This window comes from Alistipes montrealensis, from assembly GCF_018362775.1.
Taxonomy (GTDB): Bacteria; Bacteroidota; Bacteroidia; order Bacteroidales; family Rikenellaceae; genus Alistipes; species Alistipes montrealensis.
In genome coordinates this window covers 728131-752845 of sequence record NZ_JAGYXY010000002.1, presented here as the reverse complement: position 1 = coordinate 752845, position 24715 = coordinate 728131, and the positions used below count along the sequence as shown (strand labels likewise).

Here is a 24715-nt window from a genome sequence, read left to right as displayed (position 1 = left end):
TATGGTCTCTTACATAGAAACGGTTTTATTTAAAACCGAACAATTTTACGATTGATCACTATCTTTCCAAGCATTCCATCGCTCGTTTTGCCAGATTAATATCTTAATTATTTTGCTCTTCATTGAACCGGAAAGAGTTTTATAACCTAGCATTGCAGGCTCCCGTCACTCTTATTTGTCAGTTTTCGATCGGTATTCATGGTATCGGGGAAAAGGCGTTCGACTTAGGAGAACGCCCGGCCTCGCAAAGGTATAGCTCGCTCATGTCTGACGACATGAAAAATTCGCGGCGGGAATCTCTTCCCAAAGTTTTGTAAGTCCTCCTTGACAACTCCTGCAGTCAGAGTCGTTTCCGGTGCAATATTACAACCTTTCCGAAATCATATCTTGCGGCTAAAAGATTTGTTCGAATAAATATTCGATGCGATCTATAACCGACTGAATAAATTATCAGACACGGGATTCTACAACTAGATATTTTTCGCAGATTTATAAAAATAAATATTTCTATGACTCCACGAGCAAATACGACCAATCTAGGCCGAGCAGGCAGGAATCATCCGACATTCTTGTCCGCTCTATCAAAGCATCATTGTCTGCCTACGCAGTCAGTATTTCCCCTATCTTCTGCATTTCCCGACCAATAAGCTGTTCGGAGAATTTCGCATAATGACGGGTCATATTCGTATTGGAGTGTTCCAGAATCTTCGCCAGCACGTCGATAGGCATTCCATACTCCACGGCAAGGCAGGCGAACGCGTGGCGGGCGCAATGCGTCGTCAGCGTCTTGTCGATATTGCAGATACCCGCCAGCTCCTTCAAATAGGCGTTCACCTGCTGGCACAGCTTGCCCCGGCCCGTAGCCCACTCTTTCGACTGGTTCCAGCGGTCGGCAGGTACGGAGCATTGGATATATACCTCTTTCGACACCCCGTTCGTGGTAATACGGGCGAGAATCGGGGCCAGTCCCGTCTTGTTGGTTCGTGCCCTGCGCAGAAAAAAGGTCACGCAAAATCGTTTTCTTTCCATAGTCCAAAATTCAGTTTAGTTTAACAATCCTTACGATTGAAAAGCCTTGAATGTTTGGAGCAAACCGATGTCGTTCAGCGCATTATCACCATTCGCGTGGTACATTTTTGCGGCTCGTACCCATGTACCACGTTTAAGCACTCCGGTGACCTGCTTTCGTGTGCGTCCCTTTGCTATGGCTACAAAATGAAATAATCCCGCATATCGTTGATATACAATATTATTTGCTTCTATTTGCGTCGCTTTGCGCAACAAAAAAAGAGGCCAAAATGACCTCTTTGGAGCGGAAAACGGGACTCGGACCCGCGACCTCAACCTTGGCAAGGTTGCGCTCTACCAACTGAGCTATTTCCGCAAATATCGGTTCCGCCACTTTGGAAACCGTTGTTTCCTACGCTTCGGGACTGCAAATATAAACTGAAAAATTTATTCTGCAAAATTTTCGGCGAATTTTATCCGCCAATTCCCGCCGGCCGGCATTTTTCAAATGCGTTCACTCCGGCACGACACATCGCCTGGAACTGACTTCATCCATATAATTCCGATATGACGCAGCACAAGCAAAGCCGTCATGCCCAACAATTTCAACAACACCCGGCATCCGATCCCGCCCCACACCGGACAAAAAAACGGATGTCCCTTCCGGAACATCCGCCTGTCTGTTATCTGCGAGATTTAGCGAAGCTTGAAGCCTTCGTCGGCACGCGCCGGAATGGGCATCGAAGCGTATACGCCGGTTTCGAGTTTCTCGCGAACGGCCTTGAAAGCCTCGATCGTAACCTTCACATCCTCCAGCGTATGCACCGCCGTCGGGATGATGCGCAGGATGATCTCGCCCTTCGGAATTACGGGATAAACCACCATCGAGCAGAAAATACCGTGGTTCTCACGCAGGTCTACGACCAGGTTCGTGGCCTCGGTAATACCACCCTTCAGGAAAACGGGGGTCACGGGCGAATTGGTCACACCGATCTCGAATCCGTTCTCTTTCAGGCTGCTCTGGAGCACGCGAACGATCTCCCAAAGTTTCTCCTGGAATTCGGGATGGTTGCGGATCAACTCCAGACGCTTCAGCGCGCCGATTACCATCGGCATCGGGAGCGACTTCGCGTAGAGCTGCGAACGCATGTTGTAACGCAGCAGGTTGACCAGCCAGCGGGGACCGCATACGAATGCACCGATACCGGCCATCGACTTGGCGAACGTATTGAAGAGCACGTCCACACCGTCCGAAACGCCGAAATGCGAAGCCGTACCGCGGCCGTCCGGGCCCATCGTACCGAAACCGTGGGCATCGTCCACCAACAGGCGGAACTGGAAATCCTTCTTCAGCGCCACGATCTCATCGAGCTTGCCCAGGTCGCCCTTCATACCGAACACACCCTCGGTAATCACCAGCACGCCGCCGTTCTGCTCCTCGGCAAGGTCCGTAGCGTGCTGCAACTGCAGGCGCAGCGAATCCATGTCGTTGTGGCCGAAAACAAACCGCTTGCCCTTGTGCAGGCGCAGGCCGTCGATGATGCAGGCATGCGCCTCGGCATCGTAGACGACCACGTCACGCGGAGTCAGCAGGCAGTCGATAATCGAAATCATACCCTGGTAACCAAAGTTGAGCAGGAAAGCGTCCTCCTTACCGACGAACTCGGCGAGTTCGCGCTCCAGCCGCTCGTGGTAAACGGTCTGTCCGCTCATCATACGGGCGCCCATCGGAGCCGCCATGCCGAACTGGGCTGCCCCCTCGGCGTCGGCTTTGCGCACCTCGGGGTGGTTGGCCAGTCCGAGGTAGTTGTTCAGACTCCAGTTAAGCATCTTTTTGCCCCGGAAAACCATGTGGGGGCCGATGTCGCCTTCGAGTTTGGGGAAGGCGTAATAACCGTGGGCATACGCCATGTACTGACCGATCGGTCCGCCCGCATTTTTCTCGAGGCGTGAAAAAATATCAACCATATTTATCTTGTAATTATGAGTTTATGTCTCCCTTCGTTCCGTTTTGAACGCACAAAAGTACAAATAAAACAGAATTAGCATTCAAAAGTAGCCGTTTTTTATTCCACAAGGATACGCATTTATACTTATTTCCGGCAATAAGAAAAGAAAAGGGCTGCCGAAAGCAGCCCCGAAACAGTTCCCTTCAGCGTCGCCGCCGGTCGATCGCATCGACGATCACCGCCACGGCGCCGTCGCCCGTCACATTGGTCGCCGTGCCGAAACTGTCCATGGCGATATAGGTGGCGATCATCAGCCCCGCAAGGGTCTCGTCGAAGCCGAGCATCGACTCCAGCAGCCCCAGCGCCGCCATGATGGCCCCGCCCGGCACGCCCGGCGCCGCGACCATCGTCACAGCCAGCAGCAGGATGAACCCGGCGAACGTTCCCGGCGGGATATCCAGCCCGGCGATCATCGACACGGCCAGCGCACAGGCCGTAATCTTCATCATCGACCCCGAGAGGTGGATCGTGGCGCACAGCGGCACGACGAACGACGCCAGTTCGGGCCGCACGCCGAGTTTCACGGTCTGGGCCAGCGTCACCGGTATCGTCGCTGCCGACGACTGCGTTCCGAGGGCCGTGACGTAAGCCGTCAGCATGGTGCGGAGCATCTTCAGCGGATTTTTGCGCGCCACGAGCCCCGCTATGGAGAACTGCACGACGAGCAGCACGACCGTCATGCAGAAGATTACCGCGATCAGCTTTACGAAGACCCCCAGCACCCCGGCTACCTGCCCCGACTGGGTCATCGAAAGGAAAATCCCGAAAATATAGAACGGCAGCAAGGGAATGATGACACGCAGAATCACCAGGTCGATAATCCGTTTGAAATCGTCCATCGCACCCTTGAGCGTCACCGAATGAATATAGGCCATACCCAGCCCCAACACGAAGGCGAGGACCAGCGCCGACATCACGCCCATCACGGGCGGCATTTCGACCGTGAAATAGGGTGCCAGGGCCGTTCCCTCCTCCGGCAGCACGGCCGCAGAACCTTCGAGCAGCGCCGGGAACACGGCCCGGCCCGTGAAATAGGTCCCGAAACCCGAAAAGAGCGTGAAGGCATAAGCCAGCGCGGCGGTCAGCGCCAACAGACGTCCGGCGCTTTTGCCCAGGTCGGCAATGCCCGGCGCCACCAGCCCGAGAATCAGCAGCGGAATGACAAACCCCAGAAACTGCCCGAAAATCGCATTGAAAGTCAGCGCAATGCGCGTCGCCCAACCGGGCAGGAAGAATCCGCAGGCGACGCCCAGCGCGATGGCCAGCACGACACGCGGCAACAATCCGAATTTAATTTTCATCCGAAAACGATTTATGTAAAGATAGGCATAATTTTTAATTCTTAATTTTTAATTCTTAATTTCGCACCATGACATCACTATTCCACGACATTATCTTCGGCCCGGTACATTCGCGGCGACTGGGCCTTTCACTGGGGGTCAACCTGCTGCCGGTCTCCTCGAAACTCTGCTCGTTCGACTGCATCTACTGCGAATGCGGCTGGAATGCCGAACACCCGGGCGGACGGCGTTTCAACGCCCGCGAAGACGTGCGGACCCAACTCGAAGCCACCCTGCGCCGCATGGTGGCCGACGCCGCCCCGCCCGACGTGATCACCTTCGCCGGCAACGGCGAACCCACCATGCACCCCGAGTTCGAGGCCATTATCGGCGACACGATCGCCTTGCGCGACGAACTGTGCCCCGCGGCGAAGGTCTCCGTGCTCTCCAACGCCACGCAGATCCACCGCGACAGCGTCCGCCGCGCCCTGATGAAAGTGGACAACAACATCCTCAAACTCGACTCGGCCTTCGACGCAACCGTGCGGCGGATGAACAACCCGCAGAGCCCGGCCTACTCGGTCCGCAAGACCGTCGAAGAGATGAAACGCTTCGACGGCCATATGATCCTCCAGACGATGTTCCTGCGCGGCTCGTGCGACGGACAGCCCGTCGACAACACCACCGAAGAGGAAGTATCCGCCTGGCTCGGCCTCGTCGCCGAAATCCGGCCCCGGCAGGTGATGGTCTACTCGCTCGACCGCGACACGCCCTGCCGAACGCTCGAAAAAGTCTCCAAAGAGGAGTTGCAGCGGATCGCCGCGCGCGTCGAAGCGCTCGGCATCCCTTGCTCCGTAGCCTGAAACCTGGCGCCATGCAGCTACTCCTCTCCTGTGCCAAAACAATGGCGGAACACACCTCCGTCCCGACGCCCCGCACGACCCGGCCCGCCTACCGCGACCAGGCCGCGCAGTTGGCCGCCGAACTGGCGACGCTCCCCACCGACGACCTGGCACGGCTCCTGCACGTGAACCGCCGCATCGCAGCCGAAAACCGCCAGCGCTACGGCCGTTTCCACGGCGACGACGGGGCGGCCCTCCCGGCTCTGCTGGCCTACACGGGGATCGTTTTCAAACGAATCGCCCCGGCAAGTTTCACCGACGCCGATTTCGAATACGCCCAGCAGCACCTGAACATCACTTCGTTTCTCTACGGGCTGCTCCGTCCGCTGGACGCCATCCGCACCTACCGGCTCGAAGGCGACGCCGTACTGCCCGGCCACGGCGATGAAACGATGTTCGCCTATTGGCCGGGGCGGCTGACCGGCGACCTGCTCGGCCGGACCGGCTCCGACGACGGCATCCTGCTGAACCTCGCCAGCAGCGAAATGAAACGGTTGTTCGACTGGCGGCGCATCTGCCGCGAAGCGCGCGTCATCACGCCCGAATTCCGCGTCCGCGAAGGCGACCGGCTCAAAACCATCGTGGTCTACACGAAAATGTGCCGCGGCGAAATGACGCGGTATATCCTGAAAAACCGCATCGCCGACCCCGAAATGCTCAAAGCTTTCGAATGGGAGGGATTCCGTTTCGACGCGGCCCTCTCCAAAGGCGACGACTGGGTGTTTACGATGTAACATAGAAATTCTCGCGGTTTGCAACTGCGGGATTCTTTGTATTTTTTCGGGAGGCCTTTTCCGCGCCTTCGCTCGCGCTTTTATTCCGCATCTTTCCTGACGCCTTTTTTGCCAAGCAGGGATTATTCGCCGCCGTTGGCGGCGTGAATGGTCCGCATTATCGTTCGGAGCGGGAAAAGAGCGGCTGACGGCCCGTGCGCCCGGGGCGGGAGGCTGTAAAGGCTTGATCTTACTGCGCCCGCTCAGCACGGGCCGGAAGACGATCCCGCGGAGAACAACATGCGGATGGTTTTGGTACTACCTTTTACCATCAAAAGGTAGCTATCCCCGCGGCGAAGGCGCGCAAAAGTTTTTTTTGGTGTCAACCGACACCAAAAGCGCATAAGCCCCTACCCCTGATCGACGAACAGCAACTTTCGGGTGTCGTAGCCCCGGGCCTCGGCCAGCCGCAGGATGTGGTTGAGCGTGGGGCTCGGCAGCACAGGCGTGCGTGAAAGAATCCAAAGGTATTTCGAGGAACGGCTGCCCACCAGCGCCCAATCGTAATCGGGCCCAAGTTCGAGCACGTTGTAGTCCGAATAGAAAATCCAGAAGAAAGAGACCCTCAGGCGGCCCGGAACCGCCGTGGCATACGCCCTGCCACGCGCCTCTTTACGCCGGTCCGAGCGGTAATCGACGCCGCTGTTCACAACCCCGATCCGACCGTCGGGCCGCAATTCGTAGTGCGCCTGCACTCCCGCCAATCCCCGTTCGAACGAATGGTCGTAGCGGGCGATCTCATACCACGTCCCCAGGTAGCGTTGCAGGTCGAACAGGCCGACAGGCTTCCGGTCGATACGGTCCGAAGCCGACACGACCGCCACTGCCAGGATCAGCAGGACGGCGACAAGCAATAAAATGACGATTTTCATTTTCCGGTCTTTTATGGTTTTCTCACAGAATTTGTGCCGGAAAAACCGATTGCGGAAAGTTTACTCCCCGGAATTCAGCAACGCATGCAGGATACCCTCCTCGTCGTAACCGCAGAGGGCGTAGAGCTGTTCGGGCGTGCCGTGCTCGACCCACTCGTCGCCGATGCCGAGCCGCTGCACCTTCGCGTCGTAACCGCGGTCGTTGAAGAACGCCGCCACCGCTTCGCCCACGCCTCCGCGCAGCGAACCGTCCTCGACGGTGACGACACGGCGGAACCTGCGTCCCACCTCGTCGAGCAGCGCCTCGTCGAGCGGTTTGGCGAAACGCAGGTCGTAATGCGCAACGCTTACACCCCCGGCCGCAGCGCGTTCGGCCGCCCGGGCAGCGGCGTTGCCGACGGTCCCGACAGTCACCAGCGCCACGTCTTCGCCCTCGCGCAGGCGGCGGCCCCGTCCGACGGGCAGCGCCTCGAACGGCTCGCCGCGCCAGGGCAGGCCCTCGCCGTGCCCCCGCGGATAACGTATCAGGAAAGGATGGCCCGATTCGAGGGCCGTATACATCATATTGCGCAGTTCGGGTTCGTTCATCGGCGCAGCGATCGTCAGCCCCGGCACGGCGCCGAAAGCGGCCATGTCGAAAACCCCGTGATGGGTCACGCCGTCCTCGCCCACCAGTCCGCCCCGGTCGAGACACATCACCACCGGAAGATCCTGGATCGCAACATCGTGAATCACATTATCGTAGGCCCGCTGCATGAAAGTCGAATAGATATTGCAGAACGGAACCATGCCCGCTGCGGCCAGTCCGGCCGAGAAGGTCACGGCATGCCCTTCGGCGATGCCCACGTCGAAACAGCGGCCGGGCATCTCGCGCATCAGGATATTCATCGAACAGCCCGACGGCATGGCGGGCGTGACGCCTACCACACGCGGGTCGCGGCGGGCCAGTTCCAGCAAAGTCTCGCCGAAAACATCCTGGTAACGCGCCGCACCGCCCGGAGCCGAAATCCGCTCCCCCGTATCGGGGTTGAAACGCCCCGGAGCATGCCAGGCGGGCTGGTCGTGCTCAGCCGGCAGGTAACCTTTGCCCTTCACGGTCATCACGTGCAGCAACTTAGGCCCTTCGATATCGCGCAGCGCACGAAGTGTCCGCACCAACTCCTTGATATTGTGGCCGTCCACCGGCCCGAAGTACCGGAAATTAAGGCTTTCGAACAGGTTGCTCTTGTTCAGCAGTCCCTGCTTCACGGCGTTGCCCGCCTTCTGGCAGAGCCTCAGCAGCCGCGGCGTACGCGACATCAGGCCCCACAACCGCTGTTTGAAGCGGTTGTAATGCACCGAGGTCGAAATCTTCAGCAGGTAGTTTTTCAGCGCCCCCGTAGCCTGGTCGATGGCCATGTTGTTGTCATTGAGGATCACCAGCAGGTTGGTGCGCTTCGAGGCCCCGGCGTTGTTCAGCCCCTCGAACGCGAGGCCTCCGGTCATCGAACCGTCGCCGATCACAGCCACGACCTGCCGTTTTTCGCCCCGCAGTTCGGCGGCCTTGGCCATGCCGAACGCCGCCGAAATCGACACCGAAGCGTGACCGCCCCCGAACGAGTCGTACTCGCTCTCCGACATGCGCGGAAAACCGCTGATGCCGTTGAGACGGCGCTTGGTCCTGAATGCCTCGCGGCGGCCCGTGATGATCTTATGGGCGTAGGTCTGGTGGCCGACATCCCAGACGATCCTGTCGTCGGGGGTTTCGAAGACGTAGTGCAGGGCGGCGGCCAGTTCCACGGCCCCGAGACTCGAAGCCAGGTGGCCCGGATTGACCGAACACTCGTCGATGATATAACGCCTCAGTTCGTCACAGTAGGCAGACAACTCCTCCTCCGAGAGTTTTTTCAGCTCCCGGGGTGATGAAATCGTATCGAGCAGTTTATATTCTTCCGATGCCATGGCGCACAAAGATAAGGAATATATGTGAATTTTTTCGAAAAAATACCTATCTTCGCATTACGATAAAAAGCTACGAACGATGAAATACAAGCGAATACTCCTGAAACTGAGCGGCGAATCGCTGCAGGGCGAACAGAAATACGGACTCTCGCCCCGGATGCTGCAATCCTACGCCGAACAGATCAAGGCTGCCGCGGCAACGGGTGTCCAGATCGGCATCGTCATCGGCGGCGGAAACATCTTCCGCGGCCTCACGGGCGCCAAAAAGGGATTCGACCGCGTGAAGGGCGACCAGATGGGAATGCTCGCCACGATCATCAATTCGCTGGCACTTCAATCGGCACTCGAAGACAACGGCGTCAAGTGCAAGGTGCTCACCTCGATCCGCATGGAACCCATCGGCGAATACTACTCCAAGGCCCGTGCCATCGAATACCTCGAAGCGGGTTATGTGGTGATTGTCGGAGGCGGCACGTCGAATCCCTACTTCACGACCGACTCGGCCTCGGCGCTGCGCGGCATCGAAATCGAGGCCGACGTGATGCTCAAGGGAACCCGCGTGGACGGCGTCTACACGGCCGATCCGGAGAAGGACCCCGCAGCCGTGAAGTTCGACGAAATCTCGTTCGAGGAGGTGCTCGACCGCCGTCTGAAGGTCATGGACCTTACGGCTTTCACGCTCTGCCGCGAGAACGGTCTGCAAATCATCGTCTTCGACATGGACACCGAGGGCAACCTCGGCAAGGTCCTTGCCGGGGAGAAGATCGGAACGTTGGTAAAACTGTAAAATTATGGCAACAAAAAAAAGTAATAAATCGCTGTGGCTGATGCTGGCGCTGATCGTCGCGATCGTCGCCGTCATCCTGCTGCTCCCCACCGGAGAAACCTCGAACGAGGCCGAAACGCAAACCGAAGCGACGACGCTCGTGAAAGCCGGCGACACGGCTCCCGATTTCACGGTCGAAATGATCGACGGCAGTTCCGTGACGCTCGGCAGCCTGAAGGGCAAAGTCGTACTGCTCAACTTCTGGGCAACGTGGTGTCCGCCCTGCCGGGAGGAACTGACCCATGTACAGACCGACATCATCGACCGCTTCGCCGGCAAGGAGTTCGTCTTCCTGCCCATATCGCGCGGCGAGGAACGCGAAGCCGTGGAGGCATTCCGCAAAAAGACAGGCTATGCCTTTCCGATGGGCCTCGACCCGTCGCACACCATCTACGACCGCTACGCTTCGAGTTACATTCCGCGAAACTTCGTAATCGACCAAAAGGGCAAAGTCGTGCTGTCCACGGTAGGTTACGACGATCAGGAATTCGAACAACTGATCCAGACCATCGAACAAACACTCGGAAATTAAACCCCAACACTTATGGATACCAAGACGATTCTCAACGAAGCTACGGGCCGCATGCAGAAGGCCATCGACCACCTCGAAGAGGAACTTTTGAACGTTCGCGCCGGCAAAGCGTCGCCCAACGCCCTGAACGGCGTAATGATCGACTATTTCGGTTCGCAGGTTCCCGTTTCGGGTGCAGCCAGCGTTACCGTACCCGACGCCAGGACCATCCTGATCCAGCCGTGGGACAAGAACATGCTGCGCCCGATCGAGAAGGCGATCATCGACTCGAACATCGGCCTGACGCCGTCGAACAACGGCGAACAGATCCGCCTGACGATTCCGCCCCTCACCGAGGAGCGCCGCAAGGAACTGGTGAAGCAGGTGCGCAACGAGGCGGAAACCGCCCGCATCAGCCTGCGCAACGCCCGCCGCGACGCCGTGGACGCCTTCAAGAAGGCCCAGAAGGAGGGCATGCCCGAAGACGAGTCAAAGGACGGCGAAGCACAGTCGCAGAAACTGGTCGAGAAGTTCGCCAAGTTGCTGGACGAAGCCCTCGCCAAGAAAGAGAAGGAGATCATGACGGTCTGACCGTTCGCCCCCGACGATCAAAAATCCGGACCTGCCGACGGCAAGTCCGGATTTTTTCAAATGTCCCCAAAAAGACAGGGCTGCCTTTCCGGAAGGCAGCCCTGTTTCTTATTCGGCAGCCCGTACGATGTACGAGAACTTGTACGAACTGCGCCAGAAGTTGTTGTAGAAATTACTGCCCGGCGTATCGCCCGACGCATCGGGCAAAGCAAAATCGAAGAACAGATTGCCCGAAGTATCCCGGTCGAAGGTCATCGTCGAAGTGATGTTGTTCTTCGAAATCTTCATCTGATTGGTCGAGAGATCGAGCACCCAGTCGGACTCTCCGGCGGGGATCAGATGACGCAGGCGCGGGTCCATATCCAACGGTGCGTCCTCGGTGTATTCGCCCGGGTAGACACCCTTGAATGACCCGTACTGCCCGTCGGGACCGGCGGAATTGACGATCTTGCCCGTGAACTTTCCGTCGACCATCTCCTCGTTCATCGTGATGGTGATGACGTTGTCCAGCTCCGGCGAAGCAAAGGTCCCGAACTCGGAACCGCCCATCGAAGTATCCCACTTCCCCGTGCCATTGCCGCTGATATTCTGATCCACGTAGATCTTGATATCGCTGACGGCCCACGTGCCGACATAGAACGGATCGTAAGGTTTGAGACAAACCGTCCACAGCACCTGTTTCCCGGTCTGGGAACGCACGATGATACGCGCTTTGCGGTCGGGATTCCGGAAATCGAGCGTCCCGCCGTCGGAAACGTCCGCCGTAGCATAAGCCGAAAGGGCCAGCGCCTCGACCTCGACCGCCTCCCACGGATAATCGGCCTGCTCGAAGATATAGAGGGTCACGGTTCCCTGATTGTCGTCCACCCGTTCGATGGCGGCCTTGCCCAGTTGTCCCGCCAGTTTGATGTCGAGGATCGAACACTCGTTGCTCGGCTCCTTCTCGTCGATATCCTTCGTGCAGGAAACCACGGCCAGGCACGAAAGCAACAATACGATATATTTCAGATTTTTCATAACGCTACAAATTGGGATTCAGATCTATTTCACGCTGCGGAATCGGATAATAGGCGGCTTCGGCCTCGCTCAGTCCGGCAGCCTTGATGTCGGTGGTCGTAACCGAGGCCGTACGGCGCAGGTCATAGAGCCGGTTGCCCTCGAAGGCCAGTTCGAGCGCACGCTCTTTGATCACGGCTTCGCGGAACTTGTCCGGAGCCATTCCGGACGGAAGCGGCGTCACGCCGGCCCTTTCGCGAATGCGGTTCACATACGCCAATCCCGCTTCGGGTCCCGCGGCCTCGGCATACACCAGCGCAATGTCCGAGAAACGGATCAGGTAAGGACGGGCGCTGGTACGTTCGCCGATAAAATCGGGATCGACGTACTTGCTCGAAAAGTAGCCCTTGACCTGGTTGGGCACGATCGGGTTGCCCGAAACGTCGTAAATGTCGCGGTGGATCAACTCCGTACGGCGCTTGTCCGTAGTGCTGAACTGCGTCTCGACGAACTCGTCGTTACAGAGGAAAACGCCCCAGCCGTTGCCGTTGGCCCGCTGCAGGTCCCCGTTGCCGTAACGGATGTAGAAAGGCACGGAGTTGTTCGACGGCAGGAAAAGCAGGGGCAGTTTGGAGTAGTTGCCCTCCTGCGTACCGCTGCGGTCGATCGGCATGATGAAGATATGTTCGGGGCCCGTAGGTTTGTTCACGTCGTAGATGTCGCGCAGGTTATCGTCGAAATCATAGGAATTTTTATAATCACGAACGACCTTCCCGGCCCAATAGGCGGCACTGTCGTACATGATCTGCGGCTCGCGGCGCATCTCCGTATAGCGGTAGACGTTATGTTCCTTCGAAGAGGCAACGGTCAGGTAGGCCTTGGCCATCAGCGCCTGCGCAGCTACCTTGTCCGCCCGTCCGAAGACCTTGTTAACCTCGAGCAGTTCGTCCGCCCGGGCCAGGTCGCCGAAGATCAGGTCGTAAAGCTGGTCGAGGCCCGTTGCCATCGGAGGCGTCGTCTGCGACAGTTCCGCCACCATCTTCGTCTGCACGGGAACGATGCCGAACGTACGCACCAGGTTGAAATAGTTCCATGCACGCAGGAAGTAAGCTTCGCCGAGGATGCGGCGGCGCGCCGTTTCGCTCAGCGCCGAACTGTTGTAGATATGGTCGATCACCGTATTGGCACGGTTGATAGCGATGTAGCAGTATTTGAAATAGTATTTCAACTGCTCGGTCTCCCGGCCTGCGATCCAGTTCTCGAGTTGGTAGACATCGCCGGCTTCGTCGCTCTTGGGCGACATGGTTTCGGTCGGGATGTCCCCGATGTAGAAGATGCCGCGCGAATATTCGAGGAACGTCAGGGCGTTGTAGGCATAGAGCAGACCCGATTCGGCATCCGTCTCGGTCTTGTAAAAGTTGTCGTCGGAATAGAATCCGTACGGTTCCTCCTGCAGGTCGCACGCCGAGAGCAGCCCGCAGAGCGAAATGATATAAAGCAAGTTTTTCATAGTCGTCAGCTTAGAATTTCAGGTCCAGACCGATAGTATATTTCCGCAGACGGGGATAACCGCCCCAGTAGATGCCGTCGACACCCACCTCGGGATCGTAACCGTCGAACTTGGTGAAAGTGTAGGCATTGTCGATGTTGGCGAACACGCGCACGCTGCGGATAAAGGCCTTGCGCACGGGGATCGTATAGCCGATGTTGATATTTTGCAGGCGGACGAACGAACCGTCGTGGACGAAGTAGTCCGAGAACAGGTAGCTTCGCGTCGAATTCAGACGCGGGTATTTATTCGTCGGGTTGTCGGGCGTCCAGCGCTTGATCTTCACGCGCGGATCGTAGGTATAGCCGTTATAGATGACATCGTTGCCGAAGACGCCGTTGAAGAATACCGACACATCGAGATTCTTGTAGCGGAACGCCAGGTTGAGACTGGCCGTAAAATCGGGGTTCGGGTCGCCGATGATGCAGCGGTCCCGGTCGTCGATGGCGTAATCGCCGTTCAGGTCCACGTATTTGAGTTCACCGGGCAGGTCCTTGCCGTCGGAACTCATAAAACCGGGGTCCTCGCCCTGCTGGATGATGCCGTCGACCCGGTAGCCGTAGAAGACATACATCGGATAGCCGATGGCGTAGACGCTCGGATTGCCGTTGAACATCGACAGCGACTGGCCGCAGACCTCGTACTGCATACCCGTGAGGTAATCGGTGCTCAGGCCGCTCGAAACGGCATTGCCCAGGTCGGTCACCTTGTTGCGGTTGCGCGAGAAGATGAACGTCGCGGAGAAAGAGGTGTTCTTCCGGCTGACGATGTCGCCGTCGAGCGTGAGCTCGAATCCGCGGTTGCGGATATTGCCGTCGTTGACCCACATCTTGTCATAACCGCTCGACAGCGGCAGGTACTTTTCACGCAACAGGTCGGTGGTGTACTTGTCGTAGTAATCCATCGTCAGGCGCAGGCGGCGCTTGAAGAAGGCCAGGTCGACGCCAAGGTTCCACTGACGGGTCGATTCCCACCTCAGATCGGGATTGGAGATACCTCCCCAGAGGATATAGCGGTCGTTGGCTCCTTCGCGGCCGGCCTCATAACCCGGACCGATAGCCGTCTGCCACTTGTCCGCGAACCAGTATTTCTCGGTCCCGTAACGGTTGAGCGTCTGGTAAGGCGAAATGCCCTGGTTGCCCGAGAGGCCCCAGCTCGCACGGATCTTGAACTCGTCGAAAGCATTGAGTTTCTGCATCCACGACTCGTTGTGGAGTTTCCAGCTCACGGCGCCCGAAGGGAAATAACCCCACTTGCTGTTCTTGCCGAATTTCGACGATCCGTCGGCGCGCATGGTGAACGTAAAGAGGTACTTGTCGTCGAGCACGTAGTTCAGACGGCCGTAGAACGAGAGCAGCTTGCTGTTTTGATAGGTGTTGTTGATCACGTTCTTCTGGGGATTGCCCGCACCCATATTCTCGTTGCCGAGGGCGTCGTTCACAAAATCGTAGGCCGTGGTACTGAGCGTGCGCCCCATGTTGTAGTCGTACGAATGGCCCGCCATGACCGACAGGTTGTGCCGGTCGGCGAAGGCCCGCTGGAAAGTGATGTAGGTCTCGCTCAGCACATCCTGCGACAGGGAGTTGTTCATCTGCGCGATACCGTTCATGTCATGCGCCTCCTGCGAGGTGTTCGAAGCGTTGTAAACATCCTGCACGGTGGTCGAATAGCTGTAATTGAGCTGCGTACGGATTTTCAGCCCTTCGACGATCTCCCACTCGGCGGCCAGCGACGAAATGAGGTCGCGGCCCTGCGTCTCGTTCTTGACGTTGTCGGAGATGATGAGCGGATGGCCGAAGTCGGTCTCCGAAGCGACGAAGTAATTGCCTTCCTCGTCGTAGACGGGCCACAGCGGATTACGGCCGTATTCGAGCGTGTTGTTCACGTGCCGCTTGTGGATCGAAAAGATGTTCGAAGTCTGGAGCGTAAAGTTTTTGGCCAGTTTGTACGAACCGTTGAGCGTGACGTTGCCTTTGCGGAAGTTGTCCTTTTTGTAGACGCCTTCGTCATCGTAATAATTCAGGCTCAGGTTGATCGCCGCCTTGTCGGTGGAATGCGACAGCGTGGCCGTCGTGTTGTTGACCACGGCCGTGCGCATGCAGAGGTCGGCCCAATCGGTATTCGACCATTTGCCCTGCTGGATTTCGATGAGCGACGGATAGTAGGTTCCATTGTTGTACTGGCCCGTATAGAGGGCCGGCAGTCCGGCGTTGGTCAGCTCCTCGTTGGCGATCTGCGCCATCTGCAACGGATTGCGCCAGACGTTGAGTTTGTCGGTGAACTGCCCGATCGTGGTCCGGTGATTCACCGAGACATGGGTCTGCCCGCCCTTGGCGGTGCGGGTCTGGATCAGGATCACGCCGTTGGCGCCGCGGGAACCGTAGATGGCCGAAGAGGAGGCGTCTTTCAGCACCTCGATCGACTCGATGTCCGACGGGTTGATCTGCGACAGGTTGCCGGCATCGCCGATGGGGAATCCGTCGACCACGATCAGCGGAGTGTTCGAACCGTTGAGCGAGCTGTTACCGCGGATGCGCACGACGGCTCCCGCACCGGGGTCCTGCGACGTGTTCATGATCTGCAGTCCCGCAGCGCGGCCCTGCAGCAATCCCTCCACCGACGGAGCCGAAATATCCTTGATGGCGTCCATCTTCACGGAAACGACCGATCCGGTCAGGTCGCTCTTCTTCATGCTGCCGTAGCCGATAACGACCACGTCGTCGATCAGGGCTTCTTCGGCCTCGAGCGCGATGTCGAGGAAAGTCGCCCCGGCCGTAACGGCGACCTCGCGGGTCTTGTAACCGACGAATCCCACGGAAAGCACGGCGCCGTTCCTGGCGCGAAGCGTGAAATTACCCGAGGTATCGGTACTGGTTCCGGTCGTCGTTCCCTTGACGATGACGCTGGCTCCGACGAGCGGTTGTCCGTCGGCCGTCACCCGGCCCCGGACCTCATTCTGGGCAGATGCGCCGACTGCAAGGAACAGGGTGGCAAAAAGCGCCAGGAGCCACCTGCCCCGCCGGCATCGATTTATTGTATTCATGGTGTCTGAGTTTTAGTGTTTCGCTTGATTGTCAATTTTACCGTCGAGATAGTCGCTGGCGTAGATGAACGTCCCGGCGCTCCATCCCAGCATCGTGGGCATGTCGTATTCGTTGCTGACGTTGATATTGCCCTCCCGGACATTGTACTTTTCCCACAGGTTACGGGTCTGGCCGAAAGTCTTCACGACCATCGCGGCATATTTCCCCGCAATGCGCCGCGCATCCTGTTTGTAACCATAGGCGTCGAGCCCCCGGATGGCCAGGTAGACGACCGGAGGCCAGGTGTTGGGATAGGACCACTGGTAATCGTAGTCGTAGGGTTTGTCCTCGCAAACGGCGATTCCGTATTCGAACTCCAACCGTTCGAGCGCCTTTTCCACGAGAGTCCGGGCCTGCCCGGCATCCGGGACACCGGCATAGAGCAGGCTGAACACCGCGCCCGAAACCACTGTCGAACGGCGGCCGTTGACAAAATCATAGTCGTAATAGACTCCGTCCTCCCCAAGGCAGTAGCGGTTTATCAGTTCACGGCGCTTTTCAGCCCGCGTTTTCCACGCCTCCGCAGCCGCAGGATCGCCCAGCAGGAGGGCGTAACGCGCAAAGAGCGTCTCGTAGAAATAGAGGTTGGCATTGAGGTCCACCGGACAGAAATCCTCGCAGCGGCGGTCGAAACGGGGATTGAAATCCCAGCCCGACTCGGCCTCGGCGGCAAAATGCGCCCCCAGTCGCAGGATCTCCGCTTCGGAAAGCCCCCGGCTGCGGAAGTCGGTATTGAGCCGCTGGCCCCCGGTAGTAACGAACTCCTGCTTGAGCTGGTCGCCCGCAGACGAGGAGTAGCGGTTGAGCCCGACGGGCGTAATGCGCCGGGTCATCCAGAAATCATACTCTTTCTGCAAGGTAGCAAAAGCCCCGGCCAGCCACTCCTTGTCCCCGGTCTGTTCGAAGACCCGGTCAACCATCATGCACAGGAAAGGGGGTTGCGAACGGTTGAGATACCATGTCCGGCTGCCGTTGGGCATGTAGCCGAAACGGTCCACCAGATAAAGCATGTCCTCGGTATTGTTTTTCGCCAGGTCGAGGCGTCCGTCACGCACGAGTCCTTCGTTGGTGAAATAGGTATCCCAATAATAGAGCTCCTGAAAGGTCTGGCTGACACTGGGAACCGTGTAAGGACGGGGCAGCCCGATCAGCGTCTGCGAATCGACCGGATTATACTGCACCGACGCATCCCACGACGTGCGGATAAAATCGCGCACCCGGGCGACCTCCCCGTGTGAAACCGGCTGATTCCCTCCGCAGGAAACGGCGGCCGATGCGGCGATACACCCTAAAAAAGTTCTGATCTTGTTCATCTCAGGCGGGGATTATTCGTAAATACCGGCTATATCCCCCTCCAGGAGTATCTGCTTCCCGGCGGCGAAGGTTTTGAAATCCGCCTCCGAAACACAACCCGGATAAGGCCCGAAGAAGTGGTTGGTGTCCTTGTTCCGCCAGACCAGCACATAGGCCACGGGGACACCGTCAATGGCTTTCGAGAGTTTTTCGGTCCACCATTTGGGCTGGGAAGTATTGTTCTCGAGCCCGGTCTCCGTGAAAGCGAACGGCTTATTCTTCAGGTAGGCGATATGCTTGAGCAGGCGCATCAGCCTGAGACCGTTGGTCTCGATGGCCCAGGAGCTGCGGTCGTAGGCGTCCAGGCCGAGCACGTCGACATAGGCATCGCCCGGCCAGAACTCGAGGTAGTTGTCCTGCGAACTGACGATATCGGGCGAGTAGACATACAACAGGTTGTGCACGCCTTTCGTATCGCGCAGGTATTCGAGCGTAAAACGCCACAGGGCGACATACTCTTCAGCGGTGCAGTTGCCCTTGCCCCACCAGAAACCGTTGCCGGTATGCTCGTGGAACGGGCGGAACAACACCGGGACGTACTCCCCGGCTTCGGTTCGGAGCGAAAGCATGAAATCGGCGACCTTGTCCAGCCAGCCGCAGTATTTTTCGTGAAGGTCGCCGCCCGGAATGATCCGCCCTACGGCCGAAGTCGCGTCCCAGGCCGTGCCGCCCGTCACCGGGTTGGTCGTATGCCAGCCGATGGTGGTCACACCGCCGCGGGCATAAGCCTCGAGAATACGACTGCGGATGTCGTCGAACTTGTCGCCGTCGATATTGGCATCCTGCCCGAGTTCGATCTGGGCCAGGTCCCAGCCCATTATTGCGGGATAGTCGCCGCAAATGCTCTTCACGTCGGAACGGTCGGCGTCGCCCGACCAGCCGATGCCGTAGAGCGACGAACACTGGTGGCCGAAAAGCGTACCGCCGTTCTCGGCAATGCTGCGCAGGTTGCCAAGCAGGTTGCGGGTCTGCGCCGTAGCCTGTCCGTCGGTCGTCGCAGCGGGGGCCGGCTGAGGCTCCGGATATTCGCGGTCGGCAATATCACTGCACCCGGCCACGACCAGACACGATAGATAAAAAATTTGTTTCCACATAATTATCAGCTATTTTAGGTTAATTGTCAATGATACATGTCGGGCAGGCGGCTTTCGAACAGGACGGGCTGTTCCCGGTTGCCGGCGAATTTCTTAAAGTCGGGCTCCGAAGCATGGCCGTGCCAGGGGCCGAAAAAGTGCGTCGGACGGTCGTGGGCATTACGCCACACCAACACATAACTCAGTCCTTTGCCGCGAATGACCGGCAGCAGCCATCGGGTCCACCATTCGGCATCGGGAATGCCCTCGAGTCCGGTTTCGGTGAAAGCCGTCGGTTTACCGTGCTCGCGGCCCAACTGCCGCAGGGTCGAAAGCATCCGCTCGCCGCCCGACAGAAAATCCCAGTCCTGCTGGCGGTGATAGGCGTCCAGGCCGAGCACATCGACCCACTCGTCGCCCGGATAGCGTTCCATATAGTGCTCCGCATCGCGGTAAAGATCGGGAGAGTAGACGTAAAGAATGCTGTGCACGCCCTTCACGTCGCGCAGGTATCCCACGGTAAACCGCCACAAGGCCCGGAACTCGTCGGGAGTGCACTGCGCTTCGCCCCACCAGAATCCGGAGCCGGTATGTTCGTGAAACGGACGGAACAGCACCGGCACGGGCGTCCCGTCGGCGGCCTTCAGCCCCGAGAAGAACCCGGCCACACGGTCGAGCCACAACCGGTATCGGGCATGGTTGGCGCCGCCCGGGAGAATCGACTTCACGGCCGTGGTGGTCTTGCAGTCCCAGGCACTGGCTCCAGACTCCGGATTCTGCGGATGCCAACTGACCGTATTCACGGCTCCGCGCTCATAGGCGGCACACAGCAGACGTGCGATCCCGGCGAAAGGGACATCGTCGATGCTCCGGTCGGCTCCGGTTTCGAGCCCTCCGAGTTCCCAGCCGAAAACAGCCGGGTAATCGCCGCAGCACTCCCTGACATCGGAGCGGCCCTCCTCGTACTTCCAGTCGTGGCCATACAGGGCGTCGTCCTGGTGTCCGAACATCACCCCTTCGTCCGCAACTTTGAACAGATTGCGGTAAAGGGCCCGTGTTTCAGGCGTGGCCTGCGAATCCGCCGGGACGGGCGAAGGCCCCGAGCAGGAGGCCGAAAGCACGGCCGAACACACGATACAAAGCAGTTTATTCATCGTTTAAAGCAGGTTAGAGCGGTTTGTCAGATTATGATTTTCTTTTTGTCGTAGTATTCCCGGAAATCGTGGGGCGTATACCCCTTGTACTTTTTGAAAATCCGGTTGAAATTCGAGAGATTGTTGAACCCGCACTTGTAGGCGATCTCGGCGATCGTATTGGCCGGTTCGTCGATCAGCCGCCGGGACGCCGCACTGATGCGGATATTGTTCAGGCAGTCGACGAAATTGTATCCCGTACGCCGCTTGATGAACCGGCTGAACGAAGGTTCGCTCATATTTACCAACGCCGCCATTTCCGAGAGCCGCACGGGACGGTGGTAGTTGTTGTTGAGAAAATCCATGATGGTCCGTACACGGCGGCTGTCGTAGGTATCCTCCAGCTTGCTGAAATGCGAATGCGACAACACAGTGTAAGCCTGGTCGTGGGCCAGCAGGTTAAGCAGTGAAAGGAAGATCAGGATCGAGTTGAAATTGTCCGTACTGTTGATCAGTTGGTGGATTCCCGACTCGCTCTGCAGGATCGTTTTTTCGGAAAATGCGATCCCGTGCTGGGCATCCTGCAGCATTTTCTTGATCGGCACGAACTGTTTCCGGTCGATCAGTCCGCCGCCCTGGAACAACTCGGGCGAAAACTGGATCGTCACCTCGTAAATCTCGGCTCCGGGCGCCAGATTGCCGTCCATCCACGCATGTTCCAGATTGCTGCCTGTGATAAGCACCATCTCCCGGTCTCCGATATCGGCCACATGGTCGCCGACGATACGCCGCGCACCGCGCGCCCCGATGATATAGTTGAGCTCGTATTCGCTATGGATATGTATCGGGAAATTGAAATTGCTCTTCCGCCGCTCGAACACGACGAAACTGTCCTGTTTCGAAATGGGAGGGACCTCCGTAAGGATATTGTAATTTGCCATAGCCGTCAGTTTTTCGGTTTCAGTTTTTTGCAAGCAGCCGTCCGATGCGCCGCATCAGTTCCAGGCACATCCGGCCGTTGTGGTAAGGGCATTTCCAGAATCCGGCCTTGTCGTCGTCGCGGTTGGCGGAACCGTCGGCGCGAACACTCCAGAACCATTCGCCGTTTTCGGTATCGAGCAGGTGCGTCCGGATATACTGCCAGGCATCGCGGCTGCGCCGCAGGAACGCTTCGTCCCCGGTCCGCTCGTACATGTTGAAAAATCCGACGACGGCCTCGGCCTGCACCCACCAATGGCGGTCGGCATCGGCGCGTCCCGTCAGCAGATCGTATTCGTAAATCAGGCTACCGTCGGACTGCACGCCTTCGCCGGCGGCCTTCGCCAATGCTTCGACAACGGGGCCGACACCGGCCGAGACCTGCGGATCGCCGAGCACGGCGGCGGCTTCGTCGATAAGCCACGACGCCTCGACATCGTGCCCGAAAGAGACGGTCCGCCCCTGAGGCCGCCACTCCGCGTCGAAAAAGAGGTTCAGGTGTCCCGTCTGCGGATCGAAGATGCGGCCGGTATGGATGCGAAGCAACCGCCGGACCGCTTCCGCAACCCGTTCCCCGGGCCAGACCCGCAACAGGTTGGCACAGGGTTCGAGCAGGTGCAGGTGCGTATTCATGCTAAAATAGGTATTGGCATCCTTCTCGCTCAGGCGCATATCTTCCAGCGGCCGCCAATCCCGCGCCAGGGCCTCGGCATATCCGTCCCGTGCAGCATCCCAGACGTGCTCTTCGAGCGAAGCGAACAATGCGGCGGCTTCGTCCAGCGCCGCCGGGTCACCCGTTACCCGCGCATATTCGCTCAGGCCGTAAACTGCGAATCCGATCGCATAACTCTGTTTTTTGCAGCAAACCGGCCGGCCGTCGGGTGCGATCTCCCAATAGACCCCGCCGTAGAGCGGGTCGATCAGCCGGGCAACAAGCAGGTTCCGGACCTTACCGGCCACATCCAGGTACTCGGGACGCCGGGTCGCCCCGTAAGCCGCCGAAAAGGTCCACAGCATCCGCGCGATCAGGACAGCGCCCTTTCCGGCTTCGGGATGTACGTTTCCGCAACCGTCGATACGCCCCGCGAAATGCTCTCCGTCACCCAGGAATGCCATCCAGAAGGGCAGGATGTCGCAGGTCAGCTCCTCCGACAACTCGTTCCGCCATTGTACAAGCATCTTTTCCATCGTTCTCATTCGTTCGTTTTCCGGCGCAGGCCGAGTTCCGCCGTGATTCGATTCATCCGTTTCTCGCCGAGCGGGTAGAAAAGGACCGCCACGGCGGCCAGCAGGCATCCGGCAGCGGGAAGCCAGCTCATCATCAGCCGCACGCCCGCTATCGCCTCGCCGCTCTGCACCGCAGCCGACTGATCGTAACCGAACGCCGCAAGCAGCCAGCCCGTCACAGCCCCGCCCAGCGCCCAGCCGAGTTTCTGGGACATCGACGAGGAAGAGAGGATCAGCCCCGTAGGCCGCCGGCCGCTGCGATACTCCTCGTAATCGACGATATCGGCATACATGCTCCACAACAAGGGCAGCACAACGCCCGCCGCGACACTGACAAGGGCCTGCAGGGTGAACAACCAGCCCAGTTCGGAAGGTTCCAGCCGGAAGAAAAACAGGCTCAACACGCCTGCCGCACCCATCGCCGCGGCAAAAGCGCCTTTCTTGCCGATACGCGCCGCCAGCGGCACGGCCAGGGCGACGCCGGCCATATTTCCCAACTGCCCCAGCAGCAGGTAAAGCGTTCCGAGCGTCCAGCCCAGATGAGGCAGTTTATAAGCGCTCCGGACGTAGTCGGTGAAATAGAAGATCGCTACCCCGTCGCGGATCGAATTGAACAGCAGCACCGCCACTCCCGCCACCAGGAGTATCCACCACGGAGCGTTGCGGGCCAGGCTTTTCAGGTCGCGGCCGACCGATCCTTTGGCCTGCTGTGCATCGTCGACCCGGATCCGCTCGCGCGTCCAGCGGAAGCAGAGCCAGAAAAGCAGGGCGCAGAGTACCCCGATAACGGCCACGGCGCAGGTCCACGCCTCGGGCATGCCCGATATAGCTACGTCGCTTCCGGCGACGCTTTCGTTCAGCAGGTCCGCATCCCCGCCGCCGAGCCACCCGGCAAAGAAATCCACCAGCGGCTGCAACAGCATGAAGGTCACCAGGCTGCCGACATAGGCGAAGAACATCCGGTAGGAAGAGAACGTATTGCGCGTCTTCGTATCGGGCGTCATCACCCCGAGCAGCGAGGCATAAGGGACATTGACCACCGTATAGACCATCATCATGGCCGTATAGGTGACGTAGGCCCACACCAGTTTCCCCGTCATCCCGAAATCGGGAGTCCAGAACGTCAGCACCCCGATCACGGCGAACGGCACGGCTCCCCACAGCAGATAAGGGCGGTAACGTCCCCAACGGCTGCGGGTGCGGTCCGCCAGCAGGCCCATGATGGGATCGTTGAGCGAATCCCAAATGCGGGTCACCAGGAACATGGTCCCGGCAGCGGCCGGCGTGATGCCGAACACCTTGGTATAGAAAAAGAGCAGATACATGCCGAATATCTTCCAGAACATGCTCGAAGCCATGTCCCCGAAGCCGTATCCGATCTTTTCCCGGAATGTGACGTTGTCTTTCATCGGTCTGTTTTTCGGTAATAATTCAGGTTTCTGTCGATCAGTTCGTTCAGCCGTTCGACGGAGGCTGCCGTCGTCAGGCCGTCTGACGGCGTATGCAGGCAGTAGTCCACGAGTCTTTCGACGGTCGATGTCGCCACGTGCATACGGGTATCGCTCGACGCATAGTAGAGGAGTACCCGGCCGTCGTCATCGGCGATCCAGCCGTTCGAAAAAAGCACGTTCGACACGTCGCCTATGCGCTCCTCGCCCTCCGGGGCCAGCGTATATCCGGCCGGCACGGCGATCAGCCGCGAAGGATCGTCCAGGGCCGTCATGTACATATAAAGCACATAACGGAGCCCTGCTGCGCAGGCGCGCACGCCGTGGGCCATATGCAGCCAGCCCCGGGGCGTACGGATCGGATGGGGGCCCTCGCCGTTCTTTACCTCCTTGATCGTATGGTAGAACCGCACGTCGATGATCTTCTCATCGCGGATTTCCGCACGGGTCATATCGTCGACCAACGCCCAACCGATCCCGCTGCCGCGTGCTCCGGCGGCGATGAACCCCTCCTGCGGACGGGTATAAAGGGCGTATTTTCCCCCGACGAACTCAGGGTGAAGTACGACATTACGCTGCTGCGTAGGCGACTTGATGTCGGGGAGACGCTCCCAATGCACGAGGTCCTTCGTCCGGGCTACGCCAGCTGTGGCGACGGCCGACGACAGGTCGCCCGGGGCTGCCGACGGATCGTGCCGTTCGACACAGAAGATACCGTAAATCCAACCGTCCTCATGGGCCGTAAGACGCATGTCGTAGAGGTTCGTTTCACTCTCGCCGGCCGGTGGAATCGTCAGCGGATGATCGCGGAAACGGAATCCGTCGATCCCGTTATCGCTTTCGGCCAGGGCGAAAAAGGATTTGCGGTCATTCCCTTCGACCCGGACTACCAGCACGTATTTGCCGTTAAACTTGATAGCACCGGCATTGAACGTTCCGTTGATCCCGAACCGTTCGAGCAAAAAAGGGTTAGCAGCGGGGTCCAGGTCGTAGCGCCAGAAGAGCGGCGTATGCGCGGCCGTGAGGATCGGATAGGTGTAACGGGTCCATACACCGTTGGAATCCGCGGCCGGGTTCTTCCTGGCGATCAACTCCTCATGAGCCGAACGCAGAAGTGAAATACGCTTCTCGAAATCTAAATTTGTCATAAAACGGATAGAAT

General features: G+C 58.5%; 20 protein-coding genes and 1 tRNA gene. 5 read left to right on the top strand and 16 right to left on the bottom strand.

What is annotated here, in order from left to right:
• Positions 1 to 600: 600 nt before the first annotated feature.
• The 4 genes from KG007_RS06175 to KG007_RS06160 all read right to left on the bottom strand — a co-directional run bounded on the left by KG007_RS06175 (position 601) and on the right by KG007_RS06160 (position 4318).
• Positions 601 to 1029, bottom strand: coding sequence for a tyrosine-type recombinase/integrase (locus tag KG007_RS06175; protein WP_249413255.1), 429 nt, complete (start codon positions 1027 to 1029; stop codon positions 601 to 603).
• A 279-nt stretch (positions 1030 to 1308) separates the two neighbouring features.
• Positions 1309 to 1384 (bottom strand) — tRNA-Gly (locus KG007_RS06170).
• A 320-nt stretch (positions 1385 to 1704) separates the two neighbouring features.
• Positions 1705 to 2976 carry an aminotransferase class I/II-fold pyridoxal phosphate-dependent enzyme gene (locus KG007_RS06165; protein ID WP_195458782.1) on the bottom strand — a complete coding sequence of 424 codons (1272 nt, stop codon included), beginning with the start codon at positions 2974 to 2976 and terminating at the stop codon, positions 1705 to 1707.
• Between the two features lie 184 nt (positions 2977 to 3160).
• Positions 3161 to 4318 carry a dicarboxylate/amino acid:cation symporter gene (locus tag KG007_RS06160; protein WP_213347714.1) on the bottom strand — a complete coding sequence of 386 codons (1158 nt, stop codon included), beginning with the start codon at positions 4316 to 4318 and terminating at the stop codon, positions 3161 to 3163.
• 68 nt (positions 4319 to 4386) lie between these two features.
• On the opposite strand from KG007_RS06160, the gene KG007_RS06155 reads away from it, so the two are divergent.
• The gene (locus KG007_RS06155; protein WP_213347713.1) at positions 4387 to 5160 is read left to right on the top strand and encodes a radical SAM protein; all 774 of its coding nucleotides are present in this window, start codon (positions 4387 to 4389) and stop codon (positions 5158 to 5160) included.
• Positions 5161 to 5171: 11 nt separating this feature from the next.
• Positions 5172 to 5933: a YaaA family protein gene (locus KG007_RS06150; RefSeq protein ID WP_213347712.1), complete on the top strand. Its 762-nt coding sequence runs from the start codon at positions 5172 to 5174 to the stop codon at positions 5931 to 5933.
• Positions 5934 to 6322: 389 nt separating this feature from the next.
• Here the strand turns inward: KG007_RS06150 and KG007_RS06145 are convergent, their stop codons facing one another.
• Together KG007_RS06145 and dxs are read right to left on the bottom strand one after the other, a co-directional pair.
• Positions 6323 to 6844: a lipocalin family protein gene (locus KG007_RS06145; RefSeq protein ID WP_213347711.1), complete on the bottom strand. Its 522-nt coding sequence runs from the start codon at positions 6842 to 6844 to the stop codon at positions 6323 to 6325.
• A 60-nt stretch (positions 6845 to 6904) separates the two neighbouring features.
• Entirely contained in the window at positions 6905 to 8785 is a 1881-nt protein-coding gene (dxs, locus tag KG007_RS06140; RefSeq protein ID WP_213347710.1) for a 1-deoxy-D-xylulose-5-phosphate synthase, read from the bottom strand.
• Between the two features lie 79 nt (positions 8786 to 8864).
• Between dxs and pyrH the strand changes: the two genes are divergently transcribed.
• Genes pyrH through frr form a run of 3 tightly spaced genes read left to right on the top strand, consistent with a single transcriptional unit; the run spans position 8865 to position 10713 of the window.
• The gene (pyrH, locus tag KG007_RS06135; RefSeq protein ID WP_213347709.1) at positions 8865 to 9572 is read left to right on the top strand and encodes a UMP kinase; all 708 of its coding nucleotides are present in this window, start codon (positions 8865 to 8867) and stop codon (positions 9570 to 9572) included.
• A gap of 4 nt (positions 9573 to 9576) precedes the next feature.
• Positions 9577 to 10143 (top strand): TlpA family protein disulfide reductase, encoded by a 567-nt coding sequence (locus KG007_RS06130; protein WP_213347708.1) that lies wholly within the window; start codon positions 9577 to 9579, stop codon positions 10141 to 10143.
• A 12-nt stretch (positions 10144 to 10155) separates the two neighbouring features.
• On the top strand, positions 10156 to 10713 hold the full coding sequence (gene frr, locus KG007_RS06125) for a ribosome recycling factor (RefSeq protein ID WP_195458791.1): 558 nt from the start codon (positions 10156 to 10158) through the stop codon (positions 10711 to 10713).
• 108 nt (positions 10714 to 10821) lie between these two features.
• Here frr and KG007_RS06120 read toward each other — a convergent pair whose 3' ends face one another.
• The 10 genes from KG007_RS06120 to KG007_RS06075 are packed head-to-tail and all read right to left on the bottom strand — an operon-like array spanning position 10822 to position 24701.
• Complete coding sequence (locus KG007_RS06120; protein WP_213347707.1) at positions 10822 to 11730, bottom strand: hypothetical protein; 909 nt, start codon at positions 11728 to 11730, stop codon at positions 10822 to 10824.
• A 4-nt stretch (positions 11731 to 11734) separates the two neighbouring features.
• Positions 11735 to 13219 (bottom strand): RagB/SusD family nutrient uptake outer membrane protein, encoded by a 1485-nt coding sequence (locus KG007_RS06115; protein WP_195458795.1) that lies wholly within the window; start codon positions 13217 to 13219, stop codon positions 11735 to 11737.
• A gap of 10 nt (positions 13220 to 13229) precedes the next feature.
• On the bottom strand, positions 13230 to 16301 hold the full coding sequence (locus KG007_RS06110) for a SusC/RagA family TonB-linked outer membrane protein (RefSeq protein WP_213347706.1): 3072 nt from the start codon (positions 16299 to 16301) through the stop codon (positions 13230 to 13232).
• Between the two features lie 12 nt (positions 16302 to 16313).
• Positions 16314 to 17654 (bottom strand): alpha,alpha-trehalase, encoded by a 1341-nt coding sequence (locus tag KG007_RS06105; protein WP_249413254.1) that lies wholly within the window; start codon positions 17652 to 17654, stop codon positions 16314 to 16316.
• A 12-nt stretch (positions 17655 to 17666) separates the two neighbouring features.
• A complete protein-coding gene (locus KG007_RS06100; RefSeq protein ID WP_213347705.1) occupies positions 17667 to 18788 on the bottom strand; it encodes a glycoside hydrolase family 26 protein in 1122 nt (373 codons plus the stop codon).
• A 26-nt stretch (positions 18789 to 18814) separates the two neighbouring features.
• Complete coding sequence (locus KG007_RS06095) at positions 18815 to 19921, bottom strand: glycoside hydrolase family 26 protein (protein WP_229095372.1); 1107 nt, start codon at positions 19919 to 19921, stop codon at positions 18815 to 18817.
• 26 nt (positions 19922 to 19947) lie between these two features.
• Positions 19948 to 20841: an AraC family transcriptional regulator gene (locus KG007_RS06090; RefSeq protein WP_195458799.1), complete on the bottom strand. Its 894-nt coding sequence runs from the start codon at positions 20839 to 20841 to the stop codon at positions 19948 to 19950.
• Between the two features lie 19 nt (positions 20842 to 20860).
• Positions 20861 to 22066: an AGE family epimerase/isomerase gene (locus tag KG007_RS06085; protein ID WP_213347734.1), complete on the bottom strand. Its 1206-nt coding sequence runs from the start codon at positions 22064 to 22066 to the stop codon at positions 20861 to 20863.
• Between the two features lie 5 nt (positions 22067 to 22071).
• Positions 22072 to 23514: an MFS transporter gene (locus KG007_RS06080; RefSeq protein WP_213347704.1), complete on the bottom strand. Its 1443-nt coding sequence runs from the start codon at positions 23512 to 23514 to the stop codon at positions 22072 to 22074.
• Positions 23511 to 24701: a glycoside hydrolase family 130 protein gene (locus KG007_RS06075; protein ID WP_213347703.1), complete on the bottom strand. Its 1191-nt coding sequence runs from the start codon at positions 24699 to 24701 to the stop codon at positions 23511 to 23513. Before KG007_RS06075 ends, KG007_RS06080 begins: the two co-directional genes overlap by 4 nt.
• Positions 24702 to 24715 lie beyond the last annotated feature (14 nt).